A 17,875-nucleotide genomic window follows, 5' to 3' on the forward strand; every position below is an offset into this window, starting at 1 on the left:
GCTCCGCGATCGCCGTTGATTCCCGGGGGTGGCAGCGCAGGTGTGTCCCTAGCGGTCCCGTACCCGGCGCTGCCGGGCGAACTCACTGAGCACCACGCCCGCCGCGACTGAGGCGTTGAGCGACTCGACCGTCGAGGTCATCGGGATCGAGAGGATGTCGTCGCAGGTCTCCCCCACCAGACGCGACAGACCCTTGCCCTCGGAACCGACCACGACGACCACCGGATCGGTGCCGTCGTAGGTGTCCAGGGTGTGGCTGCCACCGGCGTCGAGGCCGACGACCTGGTAGCCGGACTGCTGGAACTTCTTCAGTGAGCGCACCAGGTTCGTCGCACGGGCGACGGGCAGCCGGGCGGCGGTACCGGCGGAGGTCCGCCAGGTCACCGCGGTCACGGAGGCCGAACGACGCTCCGGGATGACCACACCGTGACCCCCGAACGCGGCGACGGAGCGGATGACCGCGCCGAGGTTGCGGGGGTCGGTGATGTTGTCGAGCACGACGATGAGCCCGGGGCGTCCCGAATCCTTCGCCTGCTCGATGAGATCGTCGTCGGTGGCGTACTTGTACGGCGGAACCTGCAGGCCGATGCCCTGGTGCATGCCGTTGCCGGTCATCCGGTCCATCTCCTCGCGGGCGACCTCGAGCACCGGGATGCCACGCTCGGCGGCGGTGTGCACGGCCTCGGAGAGCCGGTCGTCGTTGCTGGTCCCCAGAGCCACGTAGAGGGCGGTCGAGGGGACGTGGGCGTGGAGGCACTCGATGACCGGGTTGCGCCCGACCACCAGCTCCGGAGTGGTGTCCGGGTCCTTCTTCGCCTGGCGTCCGGAATCCCGCCGCTCAGCGGCCTTCTTCGCCTTGTACTTCGCGTGATAGACGCGGTCCTCCGCCTTCGGAGTGGCCTTCTTGCCCTTGAGCCCCCGTCGGACCTGACCGCCGGACCCCTTCGTCGATCCCTTGCGTTCGGTCTTGCGCACCGCACCGCGGCGCTTGTCGTTTCCTGCCATGGGGGCCATCCTAACGGTCTGTACCGGTCAACCTCTATTCCTGATCTGTTCCTCACGCGGCGGTCAGGGTACTCTGATCCGTCATGGAAACGACTCCGCCATCTTCAGTCTCCACCGGATCACTCACCCGCACCGAACGCCTCGACCGGCTGCCGGTGACGAAGAAGCACACCAGACTGCTCACCGGCTCCGGCATCGGCTGGGCACTGGACGCCATGGACGTCGGACTCATCGGCTTCATCATGGCCGCCCTGACCGTGCACTGGGACCTCTCCCAGACCGAGACCTCCTGGATCGCCTCCATCGGCTTCGTCGGTATGGCCCTGGGCGCGACCTTCGGCGGCCTGCTGGCCGACAGGTTCGGCCGACGCCACATCTTCGCCCTCACCCTGCTGGTCTACGGCCTTGCGACCGGTGCCGCGGCACTGTCCACCGGCCTGGTCATGCTGCTGATCCTGCGTTTCATCATCGGTCTGGGCCTGGGTGCGGAACTGCCCGTGGCGTCCACCCTGGTCTCGGAGTTCTCCCCGCGGGCGATCCGGGGCCGCATGGTCGTGCTGCTCGAGGCGTTCTGGGCGGTCGGCTGGATCGCCGCGGCGATCATCGGCACGGTGCTGGTGCCGCTGGGCGACAACGGCTGGCGCTGGGCCTTCGCGGTGGGTGTCGTCCCCGCCGCCTATGCGCTGGTGGTGCGCCTGACCCTGCCGGAGTCGGTGCGCTACCTCGAATCGAAGGGACGCCACGAGGAGGCGGAGACCACGGTCCGCGAGTTCGAGGCGAGCGAGCCGACCGCAGGATTCCTTCAGGCGTCCGCAGCATCCTCACAGGACCGCGTCCTCGACGAATCCCAGCAGGACGCCGCGATCACCGGTTCCACCGAACCCGTGACCTCCATCTGGGCGCCCTCGATGCGTAAGCGCACCGCTGCATTCTGGACTGTCTGGTTCTGCATCAACCTCAGCTACTACGGGGCGTTCACGTGGATCCCGTCGATCCTGGCGTCCAACGGGTACTCCCTGGTGAAGTCCTTCACCTTCACCCTGATCATCACCATCGCGCAGCTGCCCGGTTACGCCTGTGCGGCGTGGCTCATCGAGAAGTGGGGACGCCGCGTCACGCTCACGGCCTTCCTCGTCGGCTCTGCGTGTGCCGCCGGTCTCTACGGCCTGGCGGACGTGGAATGGGCGATCATCGCCGCCGGCTGCCTGCTGTCCTTCTTCAACCTCGGCGCGTGGGGCGCGCTGTACGCCGTCGGACCGGAGCTGTACCCGACCCCGCTGCGGGCGACGGGTACCGGTGCGGCGACCGGCTTCGGGCGCATCGCCTCGATCATCGCGCCGCTCATCGTGCCGCCGCTACTGGTCTTCGGCGGCACGGGCATTCTCTTCGCCCTGTTCGGCGTGGCCTTCGCCATAGCCGCTGCGGCCGCGTTCACCCTGCCGGAGCTCAAGGGCACGGCCTTGGCGGAGAAGTAGAGGTTCTGACCGGCCGCCTGCTCAGCGCCCCCGCCCCGTGCAGCAGATCTGCGTCAGGCAGGAATCCCGGATTCTCTGCCACGAAAGCCCGGATTCCTGCCTGACGCAGATCTGAAGCCCCGCCTCGCACGGTGGCGGGGAGGAGCTCAGCGGAAAAAGAACGGGACTGAGCAGAACCGCCGGATCACCCCAGCGACCAGGTGGCGCCGTCCGCGGAGTCCGCGACTGTGACACCGGCGGCCTTCAGGCGGTCACGCACAGCGTCCGCGGTGGCCCAGTCCTTGTCGGCACGGGCGGTAGCCCGACGCTCCAGCTCGGACTTCACGAGCACGTCGAGTGCCTCGAGCGCTTCGGAGGACGCCCCGGCACCGATGCCCTGACCACGGCCCTTCGAGTCCTCACCGGCCCAGGTGTCCGACAGCGGATCCACCCCGAGGACGCCCGTCATCGCGCGCACCTCGCCGGCGATCCGCGCCACGATGTCCGGGTCACCGGCGTCCAGCGCAGTATTTCCTTCACGCACGGCGTCCTGGATGACGGCGAGTGCGGCCGGCACTCCGAGGTCATCGTCGAGTGCCTCCCCGAAGGCAGGACGCCAGGAGCCTGTCTCGACGGAACCCAGCAGCTCCACGGCCCGGTCCAGGAACTTCTCGATCTTCCGGAAACCCGCGGCGGCGTCCTGCAGCGCCTTCTCCGAGTACTCCAGCATGGAACGGTAGTGCGCAGAGCCGAGGTACCAGCGCAGTTCGATGGGACGGACCTTGGTCAGCACGTTCGGCACGGAGAGCACGTTGCCCAGGGACTTGGACATCTTCTCCCCCGACATGGTCACCCAGCCGTTGTGCATCCAGTGGTTGGCGAAGGAGTCCCCGGCGGCGTGCGCCTGGGCGGCCTCGTTCTCGTGGTGCGGGAACTGCAGATCCATGCCACCGGCGTGGATGTCGAAGGAACCACCGAGGTACTTCTGCGACATCGCCGAGCACTCGATGTGCCAGCCGGGGCGACCGAAGCCCCACGGGGTCTGCCAGCCGGGTTCGCCGGACTTCGCGGCCTTCCACATGGCGAAGTCGCGCGGGTCCTCCTTGCCGGGGGCGGCGTCCTCACCCTGGTCGAGCTCGTCGAGCTTCTGGTGGGACAGGAAGCCGTAGTCCGGCACCTGCGCGGTCCGGCAGTACACCGAACCGTCTTCGGTGGCGTAGCCGAGACCGTTGTCGATGATCCGTTGGATGTAGGCGATCATCTCCGGGATGTGCCCGGTCGCGCGCGGTTCGATCGACGGCGGGGTGACGCCGAGCAGGTCGTAGGCGCGGGTGAACGCGCGCTCATGGGTCGCGGCCCACTCCCACCAGGGGCGGTTGTTCTCGGCGGACTTGGCGAGGATCTTGTCGTCGATGTCGGTAACATTGCGGACGAAAGCGACGTCGAGCCCCTTGGCCTCGAGCCAGTTGCGCAGGATGTCGAAGGCGACGCCGGAACGCACGTGCCCGATGTGCGGGATGGACTGCACGGTCGCACCACACAGGTAGACCGAGGCATGCCCCTCCTGCAGCGGAACGAAGTCACGGAGTTCACGGGTCGCGGTATCGAAGATGCGCAGAGTCACACCGTCATTGTAGGAGAGAAGCCGATGAAACTTGCCACAGCCCGGATCGACGACGCAGGAACCGTCGCCACCGTCCTCGTCGACCACGCGGACGCCACCTCCGTCACCGGACGTATCGTGGAGCGCTGCGATCTCGGCACCCTGCTCGCGAAGACACCCGGCGACCTCACCGCGAAGGTGGACACCGGACTGCGCCGCGACGGCGAAGAGCTCACCATGGATCCCGCGGACCTTCTCCCGCTGATCCCCCGGCCCGGCAAGGCGCTGTGCGTCGGACTGAACTACCGGGAGCACATCGTGGAGATGGGGCATCCGGTCCCGGACCACCCGACCCTGTTCGCCAAGTTCGCCACAGCCCTCACCGGACCGTTCGCCGAGGTGACCGTGCCGGAGAACCTGGCGGAGAAAGCGGACTACGAGGGTGAGCTGGTGGTCGTCATCGGACGCCGCCTGCCCGGCGCGGTCGGCGGAGCCTCCGAGGACGAGGCCCGGGACGCCATCGCCGGCTACGCCGTCGGCAACGACTTCTCGCAGCGCGACTGGCAGTACCGCACCCAGCAGTGGCTGCAGGGCAAGAACCTCGACGCGTCCTCCGGTCTCGGTCCGTGGCTGACCACGGACGTCGACCCGGTGGCCGAGGATGCGGTGCTGCGTACCTGGGTCAACGGGGAGCTCCGTCAGGAGCACTCCACCGCAGACCTTGTGTTCAAGCCGGTGGACCTGGTGCGTTACATCTCCGAGTTCACCACTCTGGAGCCCGGAGACGTCATCATCACCGGCACCCCCGAAGGCGTGGGTGCCGGTTCCGACCGTTTCCTCGCCGACGGCGACGAGGTCACCGTGGAGATCGACGGGCTGGGTTCCGTCAAGACGACGGTCCGCATCGGATGATTTTGCTAGGGTCAGCTAAGAACTGACGTTGACCGTCGATCACCTGACATCCTTTCCAAGGAGAATGCCGATGACTATCCTGACCCTCCGCTCGACCCTCGTCCGCCGCTCCGCTGCGGTCGCTGCCGCGGCCGCCCTCAGCCTCGGACTCACCGCCTGCTCAGACGACGAAAGCTCCGAGGACGCCAACGAGCGTGCCGCGCAGGCTGCCGAGGAGGCGCTCTCCGAACTCAACCAGCCGGAGGAGGACGCCGACGACGACGATGCCGAAGACACTCCCGCCAACGACCCGGGAGAACCGCAGATCACCGCGGACAAGACCCAGGATCTCTCCGACGGCGACACGATCACCGTCACCGTCCGTGGTCTCGATGCCGAGGGCGGCTACTACCTGGGCATCTGCAAGGCCGGTACCGGGGCGGACGCCGCGGGTGAGGGCGGTGCCCCCGACTGCACCGGCGGCCGCGAGGACTCGAAGTGGATCACCGCCGAGGGCTCCGACCAGGGCACCGACCACGTCAAGGCCGACGGCACCGCGGAAGTCGAACTCACCGTCGCCGAACAGGGCGACGCGGTGGACTGCTCCACCGACAAGTGCATCATCAAGGTCTTCGGCGACCACACCAACGGCTTCAACGCCGTGGCCGAGGCGCCGGTCACCTTCGCGTCCTGATCCCCCGGATCTTCCCCACGCCGGGCCCTGTGCCCGGGGCTTTCTGTCAGGTCAGTCCTCGTCGAGCTCGTCATCGAGGTCGACGGTGTGCTTCGGGTCCTCACCGGCGGCCTCCGCGGCACGCTTGGCGGCAGCGGCCTCGCGGTGGCGGATCACCGCAGTCTCGAGCCAGCCGATGACCTCATCGGACTTCTTGTCGTCGACGCCCTCGGCGAGCGCGAGCTCACCGACGAGGACCTGACGGGCCTTGGCGAGCATGCGCTTCTCGCCGGCGGACAGACCGCGGTCCTGGTCGCGGCGCCACAGATCACGGACGACCTCGGCGACGCGGTTGACGTCGCCGGAGGCGAGACGCTCCTGGTTGGCCTTGTAACGGCGGGACCAGTTGCCGGCCTCCTCGACGTCGGTCTCGCGCAGGACCGAGAAGACCTTCTGCAGGCCCTCTTCGCCGACGACATCGCGCACGCCGACGAGCTCCGCGTTGGCGGCCGGGACCTTCACCAGGAGATCACCCTGGAGGATCCGGAGGACGAGGTAGTCGACGCTCTGACCCTTGAACTCCCGCTGCTCGATTCCCTTGACCTCTGCGGCACCGTGGTGGGGGTAGACGACAACGTCCCCGATGTTGAACTCCATGACGGGTAAGTCTACCACCGCACTCCCCCCTCCCTCCCCCTCCAGGGCTGCTTCAGTGGGGTACTGAGTAGGTACCCGTGGTCCGCAGGGGCTATTCTGGACGCCGACTGCAGTACGACGTATGCCTCAACGGAGGAGAAGACAGTGAAGCACCTGAAGTCCCCCGCCGCCCGCGGCGCGCTTGCCCTGGTCGCCGGTTCCGCGGCACTGACCCTCACCGCCTGCGGTGCCGGCCAGATCTCGCAGACCGCGAACCAGGTCCCCGCCGTGAACGGCACCAACGGAGAGATCGGCGACGCCGTCGTCCGCGACGTCAGCCTGATCATCCAGGAGGACAACTCGGTGGCGCTGAAGTTCAACGCCTCCAACCAGGCCATCCAGGACAACCCCGTCACACTGTCCGACGTGACCGTCGAGGACGCGGACTTCAACCTCGGTGGTTCCCGGACCATCGACGGGCGCTGCAACCTGGTGGCTGACTCCGAGCAGGGCCTGCAAGACATGCGCGCCGATGACGCCGAGAAGGCCCTCGGCGAGGGTTCCTGCACCGAGTACCTGACGACCACGGTCGAGGGTGAGGACTTCTTCCCGGGTGCGTCCCGCACCGTCACCTTCTCCTTCGACGAAGGTGACATCGAGATCAACGCCCCCATCGTCTCCTACTACGCCGAGGCCGGTTCCCTGCACCGCGACCAGGACGGCATCACCAAGGCCGGCGACGAGATCGCCGACCTGCCCGAGCACCACTGATCCTCCACCGGGACGACTACCCGGTTCTCGAACGCGCGTTCCCCCTTGGCGGGTGGTGCGCGTTTTCGGCGTCCTGGTCCCCTATAGGCTGTCGTCCATGGCGAAGAAGTCTCCCGGCTACGAATGCTCCTCCTGCGGCCACCGTGTGTCCAAGTGGGTGGGCAGGTGTCCGTCCTGCGGTGAATGGGGCAGCGTCGAGGAGCTCTCCCCCGCTGCCGCAGCCGTGGCGGGGACAACCGCGGCCGCCGGCCGGTCCGGAAAGAGCGGGGCAGTTTCTCTGTCCGGTCTGACCCCTACCTCACCGGCACGGAAGGTCACCGACATCGACCCCTCCGGGGCGGTGCACCGGCCCAGTGGCATCGGTGAACTCGACCGCGTCCTCGGTGGCGGTGTTGTGCCCGGCAGTGCGGTCCTGCTCGCCGGCGAGCCCGGTGTCGGCAAGTCGACGCTCCTGCTGGAGGTCGCGAACCGGTGGGCCAGACAGGACCGAAGCGTCCTCTACATCACCGCCGAGGAGTCCGTCGGGCAGGTCCGCCAGCGTGCAGGACGCACCGATGCGCTGACCGCGAATCTCTGGCTCGCCGCTGAGCACGACCTGGAGACCGCCCTGGGGCAGATCGAGGTGACCCGCCCGGAGCTCGTCATCGTCGATTCCCTGCAGACCCTGAACGCCACCGGGGTGGAGGGTGTGGCCGGCGGTGTGGCGCAGACCCGCGCGGTCGCCGCCACGCTCACCACGTTCGCCAAGACCACCGGCATCCCGGTACTGCTCGTCGGTCACGTCACCAAGGACGGAGCTGTCGCCGGCCCACGCACCGTCGAGCACCTGGTGGACGTGGTGCTCCAGTTCGAGGGCGACCGGCACAGTGCACTGCGTTTCCTCCGGGGGCAGAAGAACCGCTTCGGCGCCACCGACGAGGTCGGCTGCTTCGAGCAGGCCGCCGAGGGGATCCGTGAGGTCCCCGACCCTTCCGGCCTCTTCCTCAACCAGCGGGACGAACCGGTCTCCGGTACGGCGGTCACCGTGATCATGGACGGACGTCGCGCCATGCCCGGTGAGATCCAGACACTCGCCATGGAGACGGAGATGAGCAACCCGCGGCGCGTGGTCACCGGTATCGACACCGGGCGCGTCGCCACCATTCTCGCCGTCCTCACCCGCCGCGCCGGTATCGACCTGATGGGACATGAGGTCTATGCGGCGACAGTCGGCGGCATGAAGATCAGTGAACCTGCCGCAGACCTGGCGACCGCGCTGGCGCTGGCGTCCACACGGCACGACAAGGTGTTGCCGGACGGACTGGTCGCCGTGGGCGAGCTCGGGCTGGGTGGTGAGGTCCGACGCGTCCCGGATCTGCGGCTGCGTCTGTCCGAGGCTGCCCGGCTGGGATTCACCTCCGCGATCGTCCCGGCGTCCACCAGGGACGCGGACCGGGTACGGGTGAAAGGACTGCGCATCATTCCCGTGAGGACGCTGGGAGAGGCTCTGGAACAGCTCGGCCTGGCGAAAGAGGCCCGGCGGAAGTACCCGGAGCGACGGAAGAAGGACCGCGACTGAGCGCCGTCAGCCGAGGTTGAAGGTGCCGGGCTCGGAGACCCTGTCACCGAGGTGCCCGTAGAGCAGGAAGGCACCGGTACCGGCGTCCGCCCGGTCGCTGCACTGGTCGGGGGCGGAGGTGGTGCGGGACCAGCCGTTGAGGGCGAAGTTCCGGGACTCGCCCGCGGCCAGGTCGATGTTCTCGGTGGCGGTCGGCTCGTTGCAGTCGGTGTCTCCCCAGATCCGTTCGTAGCTGGTGAGGTTGAAGACCTCGAAGCTCATGGGATTCGCCTCGAGATCGACCGTGCAGTCCTCGTCGGAGGTGTTGGAGACCGACATGATGAAGTCCGGCAACTGACCACCGGCATAGGTCGGCGCACCGGAGCGGACCTCCAGCTGCAGGTCATCGAGGTTGCAGGCGCCGGACGGCTCAGCGTCGGAGGTTCTGGAGGTATCAGCGCCCTCGCTCTCCTCAGCGGAACCGCTGGCGGACGCCTCCCCCGACGCACTCTCGGATGCACCGGCGGATCCGGTAGCGGACTCCGACGGCGCGGCGGACGCCGAACTCGTCGAACTGTCCGCAGCGGTCTCCGTACTGTCACCGCCCCCACCGGTGATGGCCCGGACGATCAGCACCAGCACCAGGACAAGCACCAGCAGCCCCACACCGGCGGCGATACGTCGGCGACGGTAGATCTCCGGGGGCAGAGGGCGGTTGTACTGGTTCGAGGGCTGACTCACGGAACCCAGTGTATCCAGCGGGGGACCGGGAACCCTGTCACGACACGGGTCGGACTCAGTTCATCCTCAGTCCCGCCCGGTCCCGCTCAGTCGAGAGGCCGGGCGGGAAGCCCGTCGATCTCCAGTCCGTAGTTCACGACCGGCTCGGTGAGCCCGTCGGACAGCCGGTAGCGCATACCGACGACACCCACGGTGCCGTCCTTGAGTCGCTGGACGATCTGCGGCGAACGGTCCACGACGTGCTCGGCGATCTCCACGACGTGGTGCTTCTCGAAGTCCTCGGTGGTGTCCCGGCCCTCGGCACGGGCAGCGAGCAGCGAGGGGGTGACCTTCTCGACGAGGACGCGCTGGAAGCCGGCGGGCATTTCACCGGTCTCCAGCGCCTTCTGTGCCGCTCCCACTGCACCGCAGCTCTCGTGGCCGAGCACCACGACCAGCGGGACGCCCAGACCGACGACGGCGAACTCGAGGGACGCCAGCACGGAGAGGTCAGTGATCTCACCCGCGGTTCGGATGACGAAGAGGTCGCCGAGGCCCTGGTCGAAGATGATCTCGACGGGGACCCGGGAGTCCGAACAGGCCAGCACCACGGCGAAGGGGCGCTGACCGGAGGTCATCAGTTCGCGCCGGTCGTGGTCCTGGCGGGGGTGGGCGGGATCCTCGGTCATGAACCGGGCGTTCCCGCGCTGAAGAGTCTCGAGAGCCCCCTGCGGGATGTAGCGGGAGTCGAAGCTCGTAGGTGTCTGTTCGATGGGCATGAAAACCATTCTGCCACCGCACGACGTCATACGCTGACCGGGAGTACCCGCTCCACGGCAGGTTGGCCCGCACACCCGTGGTGCGGCACAGTAGAACGATCATGACTGCACCTGTATCCGTCAACCGCGAGCACACCGGGCACACCAGCCTCGGGTCGCTCCTCAACGGCTGGTTCCACCGCACGGCACGTCCGTTGCCCTGGCGCGAGCCCGGCACCACCCCGTGGGCGATCCTGCTCAGTGAGATCATGTCTCAGCAGACCCCCGTCGCCCGGGTGGAACCACTGTGGCGGCAGTGGATGGAACGCTGGCCCACTCCCGCAGATCTCGCGGACGCCCCGGTCGACGAGGTGCTGCGCGCCTGGGCGAACCTCGGCTACCCACGCAGGGCCCTGCGGTTGCGCGACTGTGCCCGGGCGATCGTGGAACGTCACGACGGCGAGGTCCCCTCGGATGTCTCTGAACTGCTGGCCCTGCCCGGTATCGGCGGATACACCGCCCGGGCCGTCGCCGCCTTCGCTTTCGGCACGGTGGTCCCGGTGGTGGACACGAACGTCCGCCGCGTCCAGCGTCGTATCGTCCAGGGTGAGTACCTGCAGGGACCGGCGAAGGCCCGCGATCTTGCCGACGTCGCCGACCTGATGCCCTGGGTCGACGATGATCCTGACCTGACCAAACGGGGTTACTCCAGTCCCCTGCACGACCGGTCACGTCGCGACGAGGCGTTGGGGATGTGTTCTTCTCTCATGGAACTCGGCGCGGTGGTCTGCACGGCGCGGTCCCCGCGTTGCGACGACTGTCCGGTCTCGTCCCGCTGCCGGTGGCTGGCGCTGGGACGCCCTGAGCCCTCTGATGCCGCGAAGGCGGAGGCGAAGCGCAGGGTACAGAAGTTCGAGGGTACCGACCGTCAGGTCCGTGGCCGGATCATGGCGGTGCTCCGCGAGCAGGGCGCTGCGGAGAGCTTCCCGGACGCGGGCCCGGACGCCGCCCAGCGCGACCGTGCCCTGGCGTCCCTCCTGGCCGACGGCCTGGTTGAACAGCACGACGGGGGCTACCGCTTACCGCGGTAGCCCCCGTCGCCGGTGGTGCCGTCAGGATGACGGCCCCGGGGTGACGCTACTGGACGTCACCGACATCTGCACCGGCATCTGCCGTGGCGTCGGCGGTCTCGGAACCGCCTTCGGTGTCGTCCTCGACCTCGGGGATGACCACCGGGGCAGGCTTCGGCTTGGAGCCGAAGACGAAGGATGCACCCTCGGTGCGGGTTCCGCCGTCCCAGTTCTCCACGTCGACCGTGACGATCTCACCGGAGGCCACGTTGCCGAAGAGGATCTCCTCTGACAGGTGGTCCTCGATCTCGCGCTGGATCGTACGACGCAGCGGACGGGCACCGAGCACCGGGTCGAAGCCGCGCTTCGCCAGCAGGTCCTTCGCCTTGTCGGAGACCTCCAGGTCCATGTCCTTGTCGGACAGGGCCTTGCGCAGCCGGCCGAGCAGCAGGTCGACCATCTCGACGATCTGCTTCTGGGTGAGCTGGTGGAAGACCACGATGTCGTCGATACGGTTGAGGAACTCCGGGCGGAAGTGCTTCTTCAGCTCGTCGTTGACCTTCGACTTCATCCGGTCGTACTGACCCTTCTCGTCCGTCTCACCGGTCGAGGAGAAGCCCATGCCGACGGCCTTCGAGATGTCCCTGGTACCGAGGTTCGAGGTGAAGATGAGGACCGTGTTCTTGAAGTCCACGACCCGACCCTGACCGTCGGTGAGACGGCCTTCCTCGAGTACCTGCAGCAGGGTGTTGTAGATCTCGGAGTGCGCCTTCTCGATCTCGTCGAACAGGACCACGGAGAACGGCTTGCGGCGCACCTTCTCGGTGAGCTGGCCACCCTCGTCATAGCCGACGTATCCGGGGGGAGCACCGAAGAGGCGGGACGCCGTGAACTTGTCGTGGAACTCACCCATGTCGATGGAGATGAGCGAGTCCTCGTCGCCGAAGAGGAACTCCGCGAGCGCCTTGGACAGCTCCGTCTTACCGACACCGGACGGGCCGGCGAAGATGAAGGAACCGGAGGGACGCTTCGGGTCCTTCAGGCCGGCACGGGTACGACGGATCGCGCGGGAGACCGCCTTGACAGCGTCCTCCTGGCCGATGATCCGCTTGTGCAGCTCGTCCTCCATGTGGAGCAGACGGGTGGTCTCCTCCTCGGTGAGCTGCACGACGGGGATACCGGTCCAGGCACCGAGGACCTCGGCGATCTCCTGCTCACCGATCTCGGCGACGTCGTCGAGCTCACCGGCGCGCCACTGCTTCTCCTTGTCGGCGCGCTCCTCGGAGAGCTGACGCTCGTCGTCGCGGAGGGACGCGGCCTTCTCGAAGTCCTGGTCGTCGATCGCGGCTTCCTTGGCCCGGCGGACCTCGGCGATCTTGTCGTCGACGTCCTGGATGGCCTTCGGCGCGGTCATCCGCTTGATGCGCATGCGGGCACCGGCCTCGTCGATGAGGTCGACGGCCTTGTCCGGCAGGAAACGGTCGTTGATGTACCGGTCGGACAGACGTGCGGCAGCGGCGAGGGCACCGTCGGTGATGGACACGCGGTGGTGTGCCTCGTAGCGGTCGCGCAGACCCTTGAGGATCTCGACGGTCATCTCGACGCTCGGCTCCGGCACCTGGACGGGCTGGAAACGACGCTCGAGGGCGGCGTCCTTCTCGATGTGCTTGCGGTACTCGTCGAGCGTGGTCGCACCGATGGTCTGCAGCTCGCCACGTGCCAGCTTCGGCTTGAGGATGCTGGCGGCGTCGATCGCGCCCTCGGCGGCACCCGCACCGACGAGGGTGTGGATCTCGTCGATGAACAGGATGATGTCGCCGCGCTGGTTGATCTCCTTGAGAACCTTCTTCAGACGCTCTTCGAAGTCACCGCGGTAGCGGGAACCGGCGACGAGGGAGCCCAGGTCCAGCGAGTAGAGCTGCTTGTCCTTCAGGGTTTCCGGGACCTTGCCGTTGACGATGTCGAGGGCCAGGCCTTCGACGACCGCGGTCTTACCGACGCCGGGCTCACCGATGAGCACGGGGTTGTTCTTGGTGCGGCGCGAGAGCACCTGCATGATGCGCTCGATCTCCTTGCCGCGACCGACCACCGGATCCAGCTTGCCGTCCTTGGCAGCCTGGGTCAGGTTGCGGCCGAACTGGTCGAGGACCAGGGAATTCGACTTCTGACCGGGCTTGCCGGTCGGGGCGGAAGGAGCACCGTCGCCGGGACCGACGCCGGCACCGGCCGGCTCATCGGACGCCTGCTCGCTCTCGGGCTCGCCACCCTCGTAGCCGGACAGCAGCTGGATGACCTGCTGGCGGACGCGGGACAGGTCAGCACCGAGCTTGACCAGGACCTGGGCGGCGACACCCTCGCCTTCACGGATCAGACCGAGCAGGATGTGCTCGGTACCGATGTACTTGTGGCCGAGCTGCAGGGCCTCGCGCAGGGCGAGTTCCAGCACCTTCTTGGCGCGCGGGGTGAAGGGGATGTAGCCGCTCGGCGGGTGGCCACCGGTACCGATGATGTCCTCAACCTCGGTACGGACAGCCTCCAGGGAAATCCCCATGGATTCCAGGGCCTTGGCGGCGACACCCTCCCCCTCATGGATCAGGCCGAGCAGGATGTGCTCGGTGCCGATGTAGTTGTGGTTGAGCGCGCGGGCTTCCTCCTGCGCCAGCACGACGACGCGCCGCGCCCGGTCAGTGAACCTCTCGAACATGAGCTCTCCCTTACTCGCGGGGTCGGATATGGGCACCACCTTAGTGACTTCACGACCCGCCGTTGACTCACTATGGACAACGCCCGGCTCCTGCCGGGTGTTCCCGGAGCCGACCACCCCCCTGCGCTACACATATCGGCAGGTCAATGCCACTTTTTTCCCTCCCGGAGGAGGCTGTACGCCGTCAGCGAACAGGGCTGACCGGTCCTCACTTCCACAAAAACAAGTAATACCGGGAATCCGGACATTTTTATCTGTAACCTGCATTACACGAGGGCGTCCCAGCAGCCGCCCGTCACCATTGACCACCGGGCACACCCCGCAACACCAGAGAGAAGGACCACCATGAGCGGATCCGATCCCGCCGTCACCCTCAAGGAACTCCCGAAGCTCGCTGAAGGAACCCTGCCCCTGTTCAAGTCCGGCGTCCTCGGACTGATGGGACCGCTGGCGATGGGCAAGGCACTGAAGTCCATCTACCAGTGGTCCTTCACCCCTGCCGGTCTCCTGTCCCTCGGCGCCGCCCAGGATCCGTACCACACCGCCATCATCGACGACGCCGGCTCGATCACCTACAGCGAGCTCCACGACCAGACGAACAAGCTGGCCCAGGCCCTGTACCGCACCGGCGTCCGCGAGCGCGACAAGATCGGCATGCTGAGCCGCAACCACCGCGGCTTCCTCATGACGCTGTGCGCCCACGGTCGACTCGGCACCGACATCGTGCTGTTCAACACCGGCGCCTCCGCGTCCCAGACCCGTGCGGTGATGAAGGAGCAGAAGATCGACCTGCTCTTCATCGACGAGGAGTTCATCCCGCTGCTGCCCAAGGGCTTCGACGAGTGCCCCGTCATCATCAACTGGGAAGAGAACCAGGATACCGCCGCGGCTCCCCTCACCGACGAGGAGAAGGAGCGCAAGTCCACCCTCGGCTACGACGTCATCGAGTACGCCTCCAACGTCGCCGAGGCCACCGAATCCGAGGACCACGCGGTGCGCAATCCGCAGTGGCCGACGCTCACCGAGGTCCTGCGCACCTCCCCCGGCACCGAGAAGATCCCGGGCCACCCACGTCGCGGCCGGACCATCATCCTGACCTCCGGCACCACCGGCACCCCGAAGGGTGCGCGCCGCCCGGAGCCGAAGACCTACCTGCCGGCTTCCTCGATCATGTCCCGCATCCCGCTGAAGCACCACCGCGGCTACTACGTGCCGGCGCCGATGTTCCACCTCTGGGGCTTCTGCCAGATCCAGCTGGGCCTGGCACTGCGCGCCACATTCATCCTGCAGCGCAAGTTCAACCCGCGGGACGCCGTGAAGCTCATCGAGGCCAACCGTCCGGACACCATCGCTATCGTCCCGACGCAGCTGCGTCGCCTGCTCGAGGCTGTGCCGGAGAACTTCTCCCCCGGCGTCCGCAACATCGTCGCCTGCGGTGAGGCACTGCCGGCCCGCGTCATCCGCGACACCCACGAGAAGTTCGGCCAGGTCCTCTACAACCTCTACGGCTCCACCGAGGTGTCCTGGGCGTCCATCGCCCAGCCCCACGAGCTGGAGGCGCACCCGACGACCGCCGGAAAGGCCCCGATGGCCACCATCCTCAAGGTCGTCGACGATGACGGCAACGACCTCCCCGAGGGCGAGATCGGACGTGTCTTCGTCGGCAACGACCTGCTCTTCGACGGCTACACCCGCCCCGGCGTAGACAAGGAGAACCTGCACGGTCTGGTCTCCACCGGCGACCTCGGCTACTTCAAGGACGGCCTGTTCTACCTGGCCGGACGCAGCGACGACATGATCGTCTCCGGTGGCGAGAACGTCTACCCGCTGGAGGCCGAGGACGTCATCTCGGATATGCCGGAGGTCTACGAGGTCGCCGTCCACGGTGTCTCCGATCCGGACTTCGGCCAGGCCCTGGCCTGCTACGTCGTCCTCAACGAGGGCGAGTCCGAGGAAGGCTTCGCCGAGAAGGCGAAGCTCGCGGTGAAGGCCAGGCTGGCCCGCCACAACGTCCCCCGCTACTTCGTGTTCATGGATGTCCTGCCCCGCAACGCGGTCGGCAAGATCGTCCCGCGTGAGCTGCCGAAGGTCGACAACGGCATGGAGGACGAGGACGCCGCCTAAGGCGTTAACCCTCCCGCTTCATCACCACAGCGCCCCGGCGGTCTGCTCCGAGCAGGCCACCGGGGTGTTCTCTGTTCAGACCGGACAGCTGCTCCGGCTCCTCCAGGGACGCAATGCGCAACTCTCCCGGCCCGCACACCCGTACCAGCACCCGGGCAAACGGCTGACGGCAGGATTCTCCCGGGCAGGCGTCTCTCCGCAGCCGCACCCAGGGCTTCAGATCTGCGTCAGGCACAGATCCGTACTTCCGTGCCACAGATTCCTGGATTCCTGCCTGCCGCAGTTGTGCTGCAACGTGGTTCCCCGGCACGGATCGTCACCGGTGGGCTGTGGTCTCTGCTGACAGACGAGAGCGCCGGATGTCAGACAAGAATGTCGGGGTCTCCCGGTCCGCGCGACATTCTGGTCTGCCACCGTAACCGCCCGTAGGCCCGGGCGACACTCCCGTAGGCCTGGGGCGACAGTCCCTCGCGCCCGAGCCCGTCTGCCCACGGAACGCGTCCCCCAGGTCCACACGGCTCCCCACCCGGGTGTGGTTGCCGGCGAACCACCGCGTTCCGACACCGGAACTACGGGGTTGGGTTACACACCAGGGGCGCCCCGGGCCTCGGGGAAGCGTCGTCAGTGTGCTGATACATCACAGCAGCGGCCCCCGGTCATGATGACCGGGGGCCGCTGCTGCGTGTGGTGCGTCCTGCGTCCTGCTGCTACTTCAGCTGGCTGGAGGACAGGTTCAGTTCGCGACGGGCGACGACGAGCTGCTGGATCTGCTGGGTACCCTCGAAGATGTCGAGGATCTTGGAGTCACGGGCCCACTTCTCGAGCAGGGAGCGCTCGGAGTAGCCGAAGGAACCGGCGAGCTCGACCGCGCGCAGGGTCAGCTCGGTCGCCATGCGACCGGCCTTCGCCTTGCACTCGGAAGCTTCCTTGTTGTTCGGCTGCTTGTTGTCTGCCATCCAGGCGGCCTTCAGGGTGAGCAGGTAGGCCGCTTCCCAGTCAGCCTCGAGGCGGATGTACTCGGAGGCGGCGGCGGTCTGGTTCCAGGCCGGGGCGTCGTAGTCGATCTCGACGCCGGCCTCGGTGAGGATCTCACGCAGCTTCTCGAGGGAGGCGCGGGCGACACCGATGGCCATACCGGCGACCAGCGGACGGGTGTTGTCGAAGGTCGCCATGGCACCGGCGAAGGACTTCTTGGTGTCGATCTCCGGGGTGCCCAGGAGGTTCGCCTTCGGCACACGGACGTTGTCCAGGATGAAGTGGGCGGTGTCCGAGGAACGGATGCCCAGCTTGTGTTCCAGGCGGACCAGGTCGAAGCCCGGGGTGTCGCGCGGGACAAGGAAGGACTTGATGGCGGCGCGGCCGGCGGACTTGTCGAGGGACGCCCACACGACGACGTGGTCGCAACGCTCACCGGCGGTCACGAAGATCTTCTCACCGTTGAGAATGTAGTCGTCACCGTCCTCCTTGGCGGTGGTGGCTACGGCGGCGGAGTCGGAACCGAACTGCGGCTCGGTGATGGCCATCGCGGCCCAGACCTTGCCGAAGCGCTCGAGCTGCTCATCGGAGGCGACGGCGGCGACGGCGGCGTTGCCGAGGCCCTGGTACGGGAGAGACAGGGTCAGTCCCACGTCGCCCCAGCAGGTCTCGATGACGTTGACGAGGGACGCCATGTTGCCGCCGTTGCGGACACCCTGGTCCTTCTTCTTGTCACCGCGGCCACCGGAGGCGCCGGCCATGTCGCCGCCACCGTCAGTCATGCCCTCGACGAGGGATGCCATGGTGTCGAGCTCGACGGGGCGCTCGTGCTCGGCGAGATCGTACTTGCGGGAAATCGGGCGGAAGATCTGGGCTGCGGCCTGGTGCGCCTGGTTGGCAGTCGCCCGCAGCTTCTTCGGGAGTTCGAGGTTGATCATTTCTTATGCTCCTTCG

Annotated in this window: 14 protein-coding genes; 7 read left to right on the top strand and 7 right to left on the bottom strand. The window is 67.3% G+C overall.

All coding sequences use genetic code 11. The features are described 5' to 3' along the window. Positions 1–48: 48 nt before the first annotated feature. Positions 49–1,005 (bottom strand): 23S rRNA (guanosine(2251)-2'-O)-methyltransferase RlmB, encoded by a 957-nt coding sequence (gene rlmB / locus Q0A27_RS13520; protein WP_291476221.1) that lies wholly within the window; start codon positions 1,003–1,005, stop codon positions 49–51. 83 nt (positions 1,006–1,088) lie between these two features. Here rlmB and Q0A27_RS13525 point away from each other — a divergent pair, with 83 nt between their 5' ends. Continuing rightward, positions 1,089–2,480, top strand: coding sequence for an MFS transporter (locus tag Q0A27_RS13525; protein WP_291476222.1), 1,392 nt, complete (start codon positions 1,089–1,091; stop codon positions 2,478–2,480). 184 nt (positions 2,481–2,664) lie between these two features. Here the strand turns inward: Q0A27_RS13525 and cysS are convergent, their stop codons facing one another. Continuing rightward, positions 2,665–4,083 (bottom strand): cysteine--tRNA ligase, encoded by a 1,419-nt coding sequence (gene cysS, locus Q0A27_RS13530; protein WP_291476223.1) that lies wholly within the window; start codon positions 4,081–4,083, stop codon positions 2,665–2,667. 24 nt (positions 4,084–4,107) lie between these two features. Between cysS and Q0A27_RS13535 the strand changes: the two genes are divergently transcribed. Both Q0A27_RS13535 and Q0A27_RS13540 read left to right on the top strand, forming a co-directional pair. Beyond that, positions 4,108–4,974, top strand: coding sequence for a fumarylacetoacetate hydrolase family protein (locus tag Q0A27_RS13535; RefSeq protein ID WP_073884465.1), 867 nt, complete (start codon positions 4,108–4,110; stop codon positions 4,972–4,974). 70 nt (positions 4,975–5,044) lie between these two features. Next, positions 5,045–5,647, top strand: coding sequence for a neocarzinostatin apoprotein domain-containing protein (locus tag Q0A27_RS13540; RefSeq protein ID WP_291476224.1), 603 nt, complete (start codon positions 5,045–5,047; stop codon positions 5,645–5,647). Between the two features lie 51 nt (positions 5,648–5,698). Here the strand turns inward: Q0A27_RS13540 and Q0A27_RS13545 are convergent, their stop codons facing one another. Next, complete coding sequence (locus tag Q0A27_RS13545) at positions 5,699–6,283, bottom strand: CarD family transcriptional regulator (protein WP_041629784.1); 585 nt, start codon at positions 6,281–6,283, stop codon at positions 5,699–5,701. Between the two features lie 144 nt (positions 6,284–6,427). On the opposite strand from Q0A27_RS13545, the gene Q0A27_RS13550 reads away from it, so the two are divergent. Both Q0A27_RS13550 and radA read left to right on the top strand, forming a co-directional pair. Further along, positions 6,428–7,033 carry a hypothetical protein gene (locus tag Q0A27_RS13550; protein ID WP_291476225.1) on the top strand — a complete coding sequence of 202 codons (606 nt, stop codon included), beginning with the start codon at positions 6,428–6,430 and terminating at the stop codon, positions 7,031–7,033. 97 nt (positions 7,034–7,130) lie between these two features. Then, entirely contained in the window at positions 7,131–8,591 is a 1,461-nt protein-coding gene (radA, locus tag Q0A27_RS13555; protein WP_291476227.1) for a DNA repair protein RadA, read from the top strand. A 6-nt stretch (positions 8,592–8,597) separates the two neighbouring features. Here radA and Q0A27_RS13560 read toward each other — a convergent pair whose 3' ends face one another. Continuing rightward, positions 8,598–9,311 (bottom strand): hypothetical protein, encoded by a 714-nt coding sequence (locus tag Q0A27_RS13560; RefSeq protein WP_291476229.1) that lies wholly within the window; start codon positions 9,309–9,311, stop codon positions 8,598–8,600. A gap of 86 nt (positions 9,312–9,397) precedes the next feature. Then, on the bottom strand, positions 9,398–10,078 hold the full coding sequence (locus tag Q0A27_RS13565) for a carbonic anhydrase (RefSeq protein ID WP_291476231.1): 681 nt from the start codon (positions 10,076–10,078) through the stop codon (positions 9,398–9,400). Positions 10,079–10,170: 92 nt separating this feature from the next. Between Q0A27_RS13565 and Q0A27_RS13570 the strand changes: the two genes are divergently transcribed. Further along, complete coding sequence (locus tag Q0A27_RS13570; RefSeq protein ID WP_291476232.1) at positions 10,171–11,139, top strand: A/G-specific adenine glycosylase; 969 nt, start codon at positions 10,171–10,173, stop codon at positions 11,137–11,139. 46 nt (positions 11,140–11,185) lie between these two features. On the opposite strand, the gene Q0A27_RS13575 is transcribed toward Q0A27_RS13570, so the two are convergent. Beyond that, positions 11,186–13,822, bottom strand: coding sequence for an ATP-dependent Clp protease ATP-binding subunit (locus tag Q0A27_RS13575; protein ID WP_291476234.1), 2,637 nt, complete (start codon positions 13,820–13,822; stop codon positions 11,186–11,188). 345 nt (positions 13,823–14,167) lie between these two features. On the opposite strand from Q0A27_RS13575, the gene Q0A27_RS13580 reads away from it, so the two are divergent. Continuing rightward, positions 14,168–15,946 carry an AMP-binding protein gene (locus Q0A27_RS13580; RefSeq protein ID WP_291476235.1) on the top strand — a complete coding sequence of 593 codons (1,779 nt, stop codon included), beginning with the start codon at positions 14,168–14,170 and terminating at the stop codon, positions 15,944–15,946. A 707-nt stretch (positions 15,947–16,653) separates the two neighbouring features. Here the strand turns inward: Q0A27_RS13580 and Q0A27_RS13585 are convergent. Further along, a complete protein-coding gene (locus tag Q0A27_RS13585; RefSeq protein WP_291476236.1) occupies positions 16,654–17,859 on the bottom strand; it encodes an acyl-CoA dehydrogenase family protein in 1,206 nt (401 codons plus the stop codon). Positions 17,860–17,875: the final 16 nt, after the last annotated feature.

The organism is Corynebacterium sp. (genome assembly GCF_022712275.1).
Classification (GTDB): Bacteria; Actinomycetota; Actinomycetes; order Mycobacteriales; family Mycobacteriaceae; genus Corynebacterium.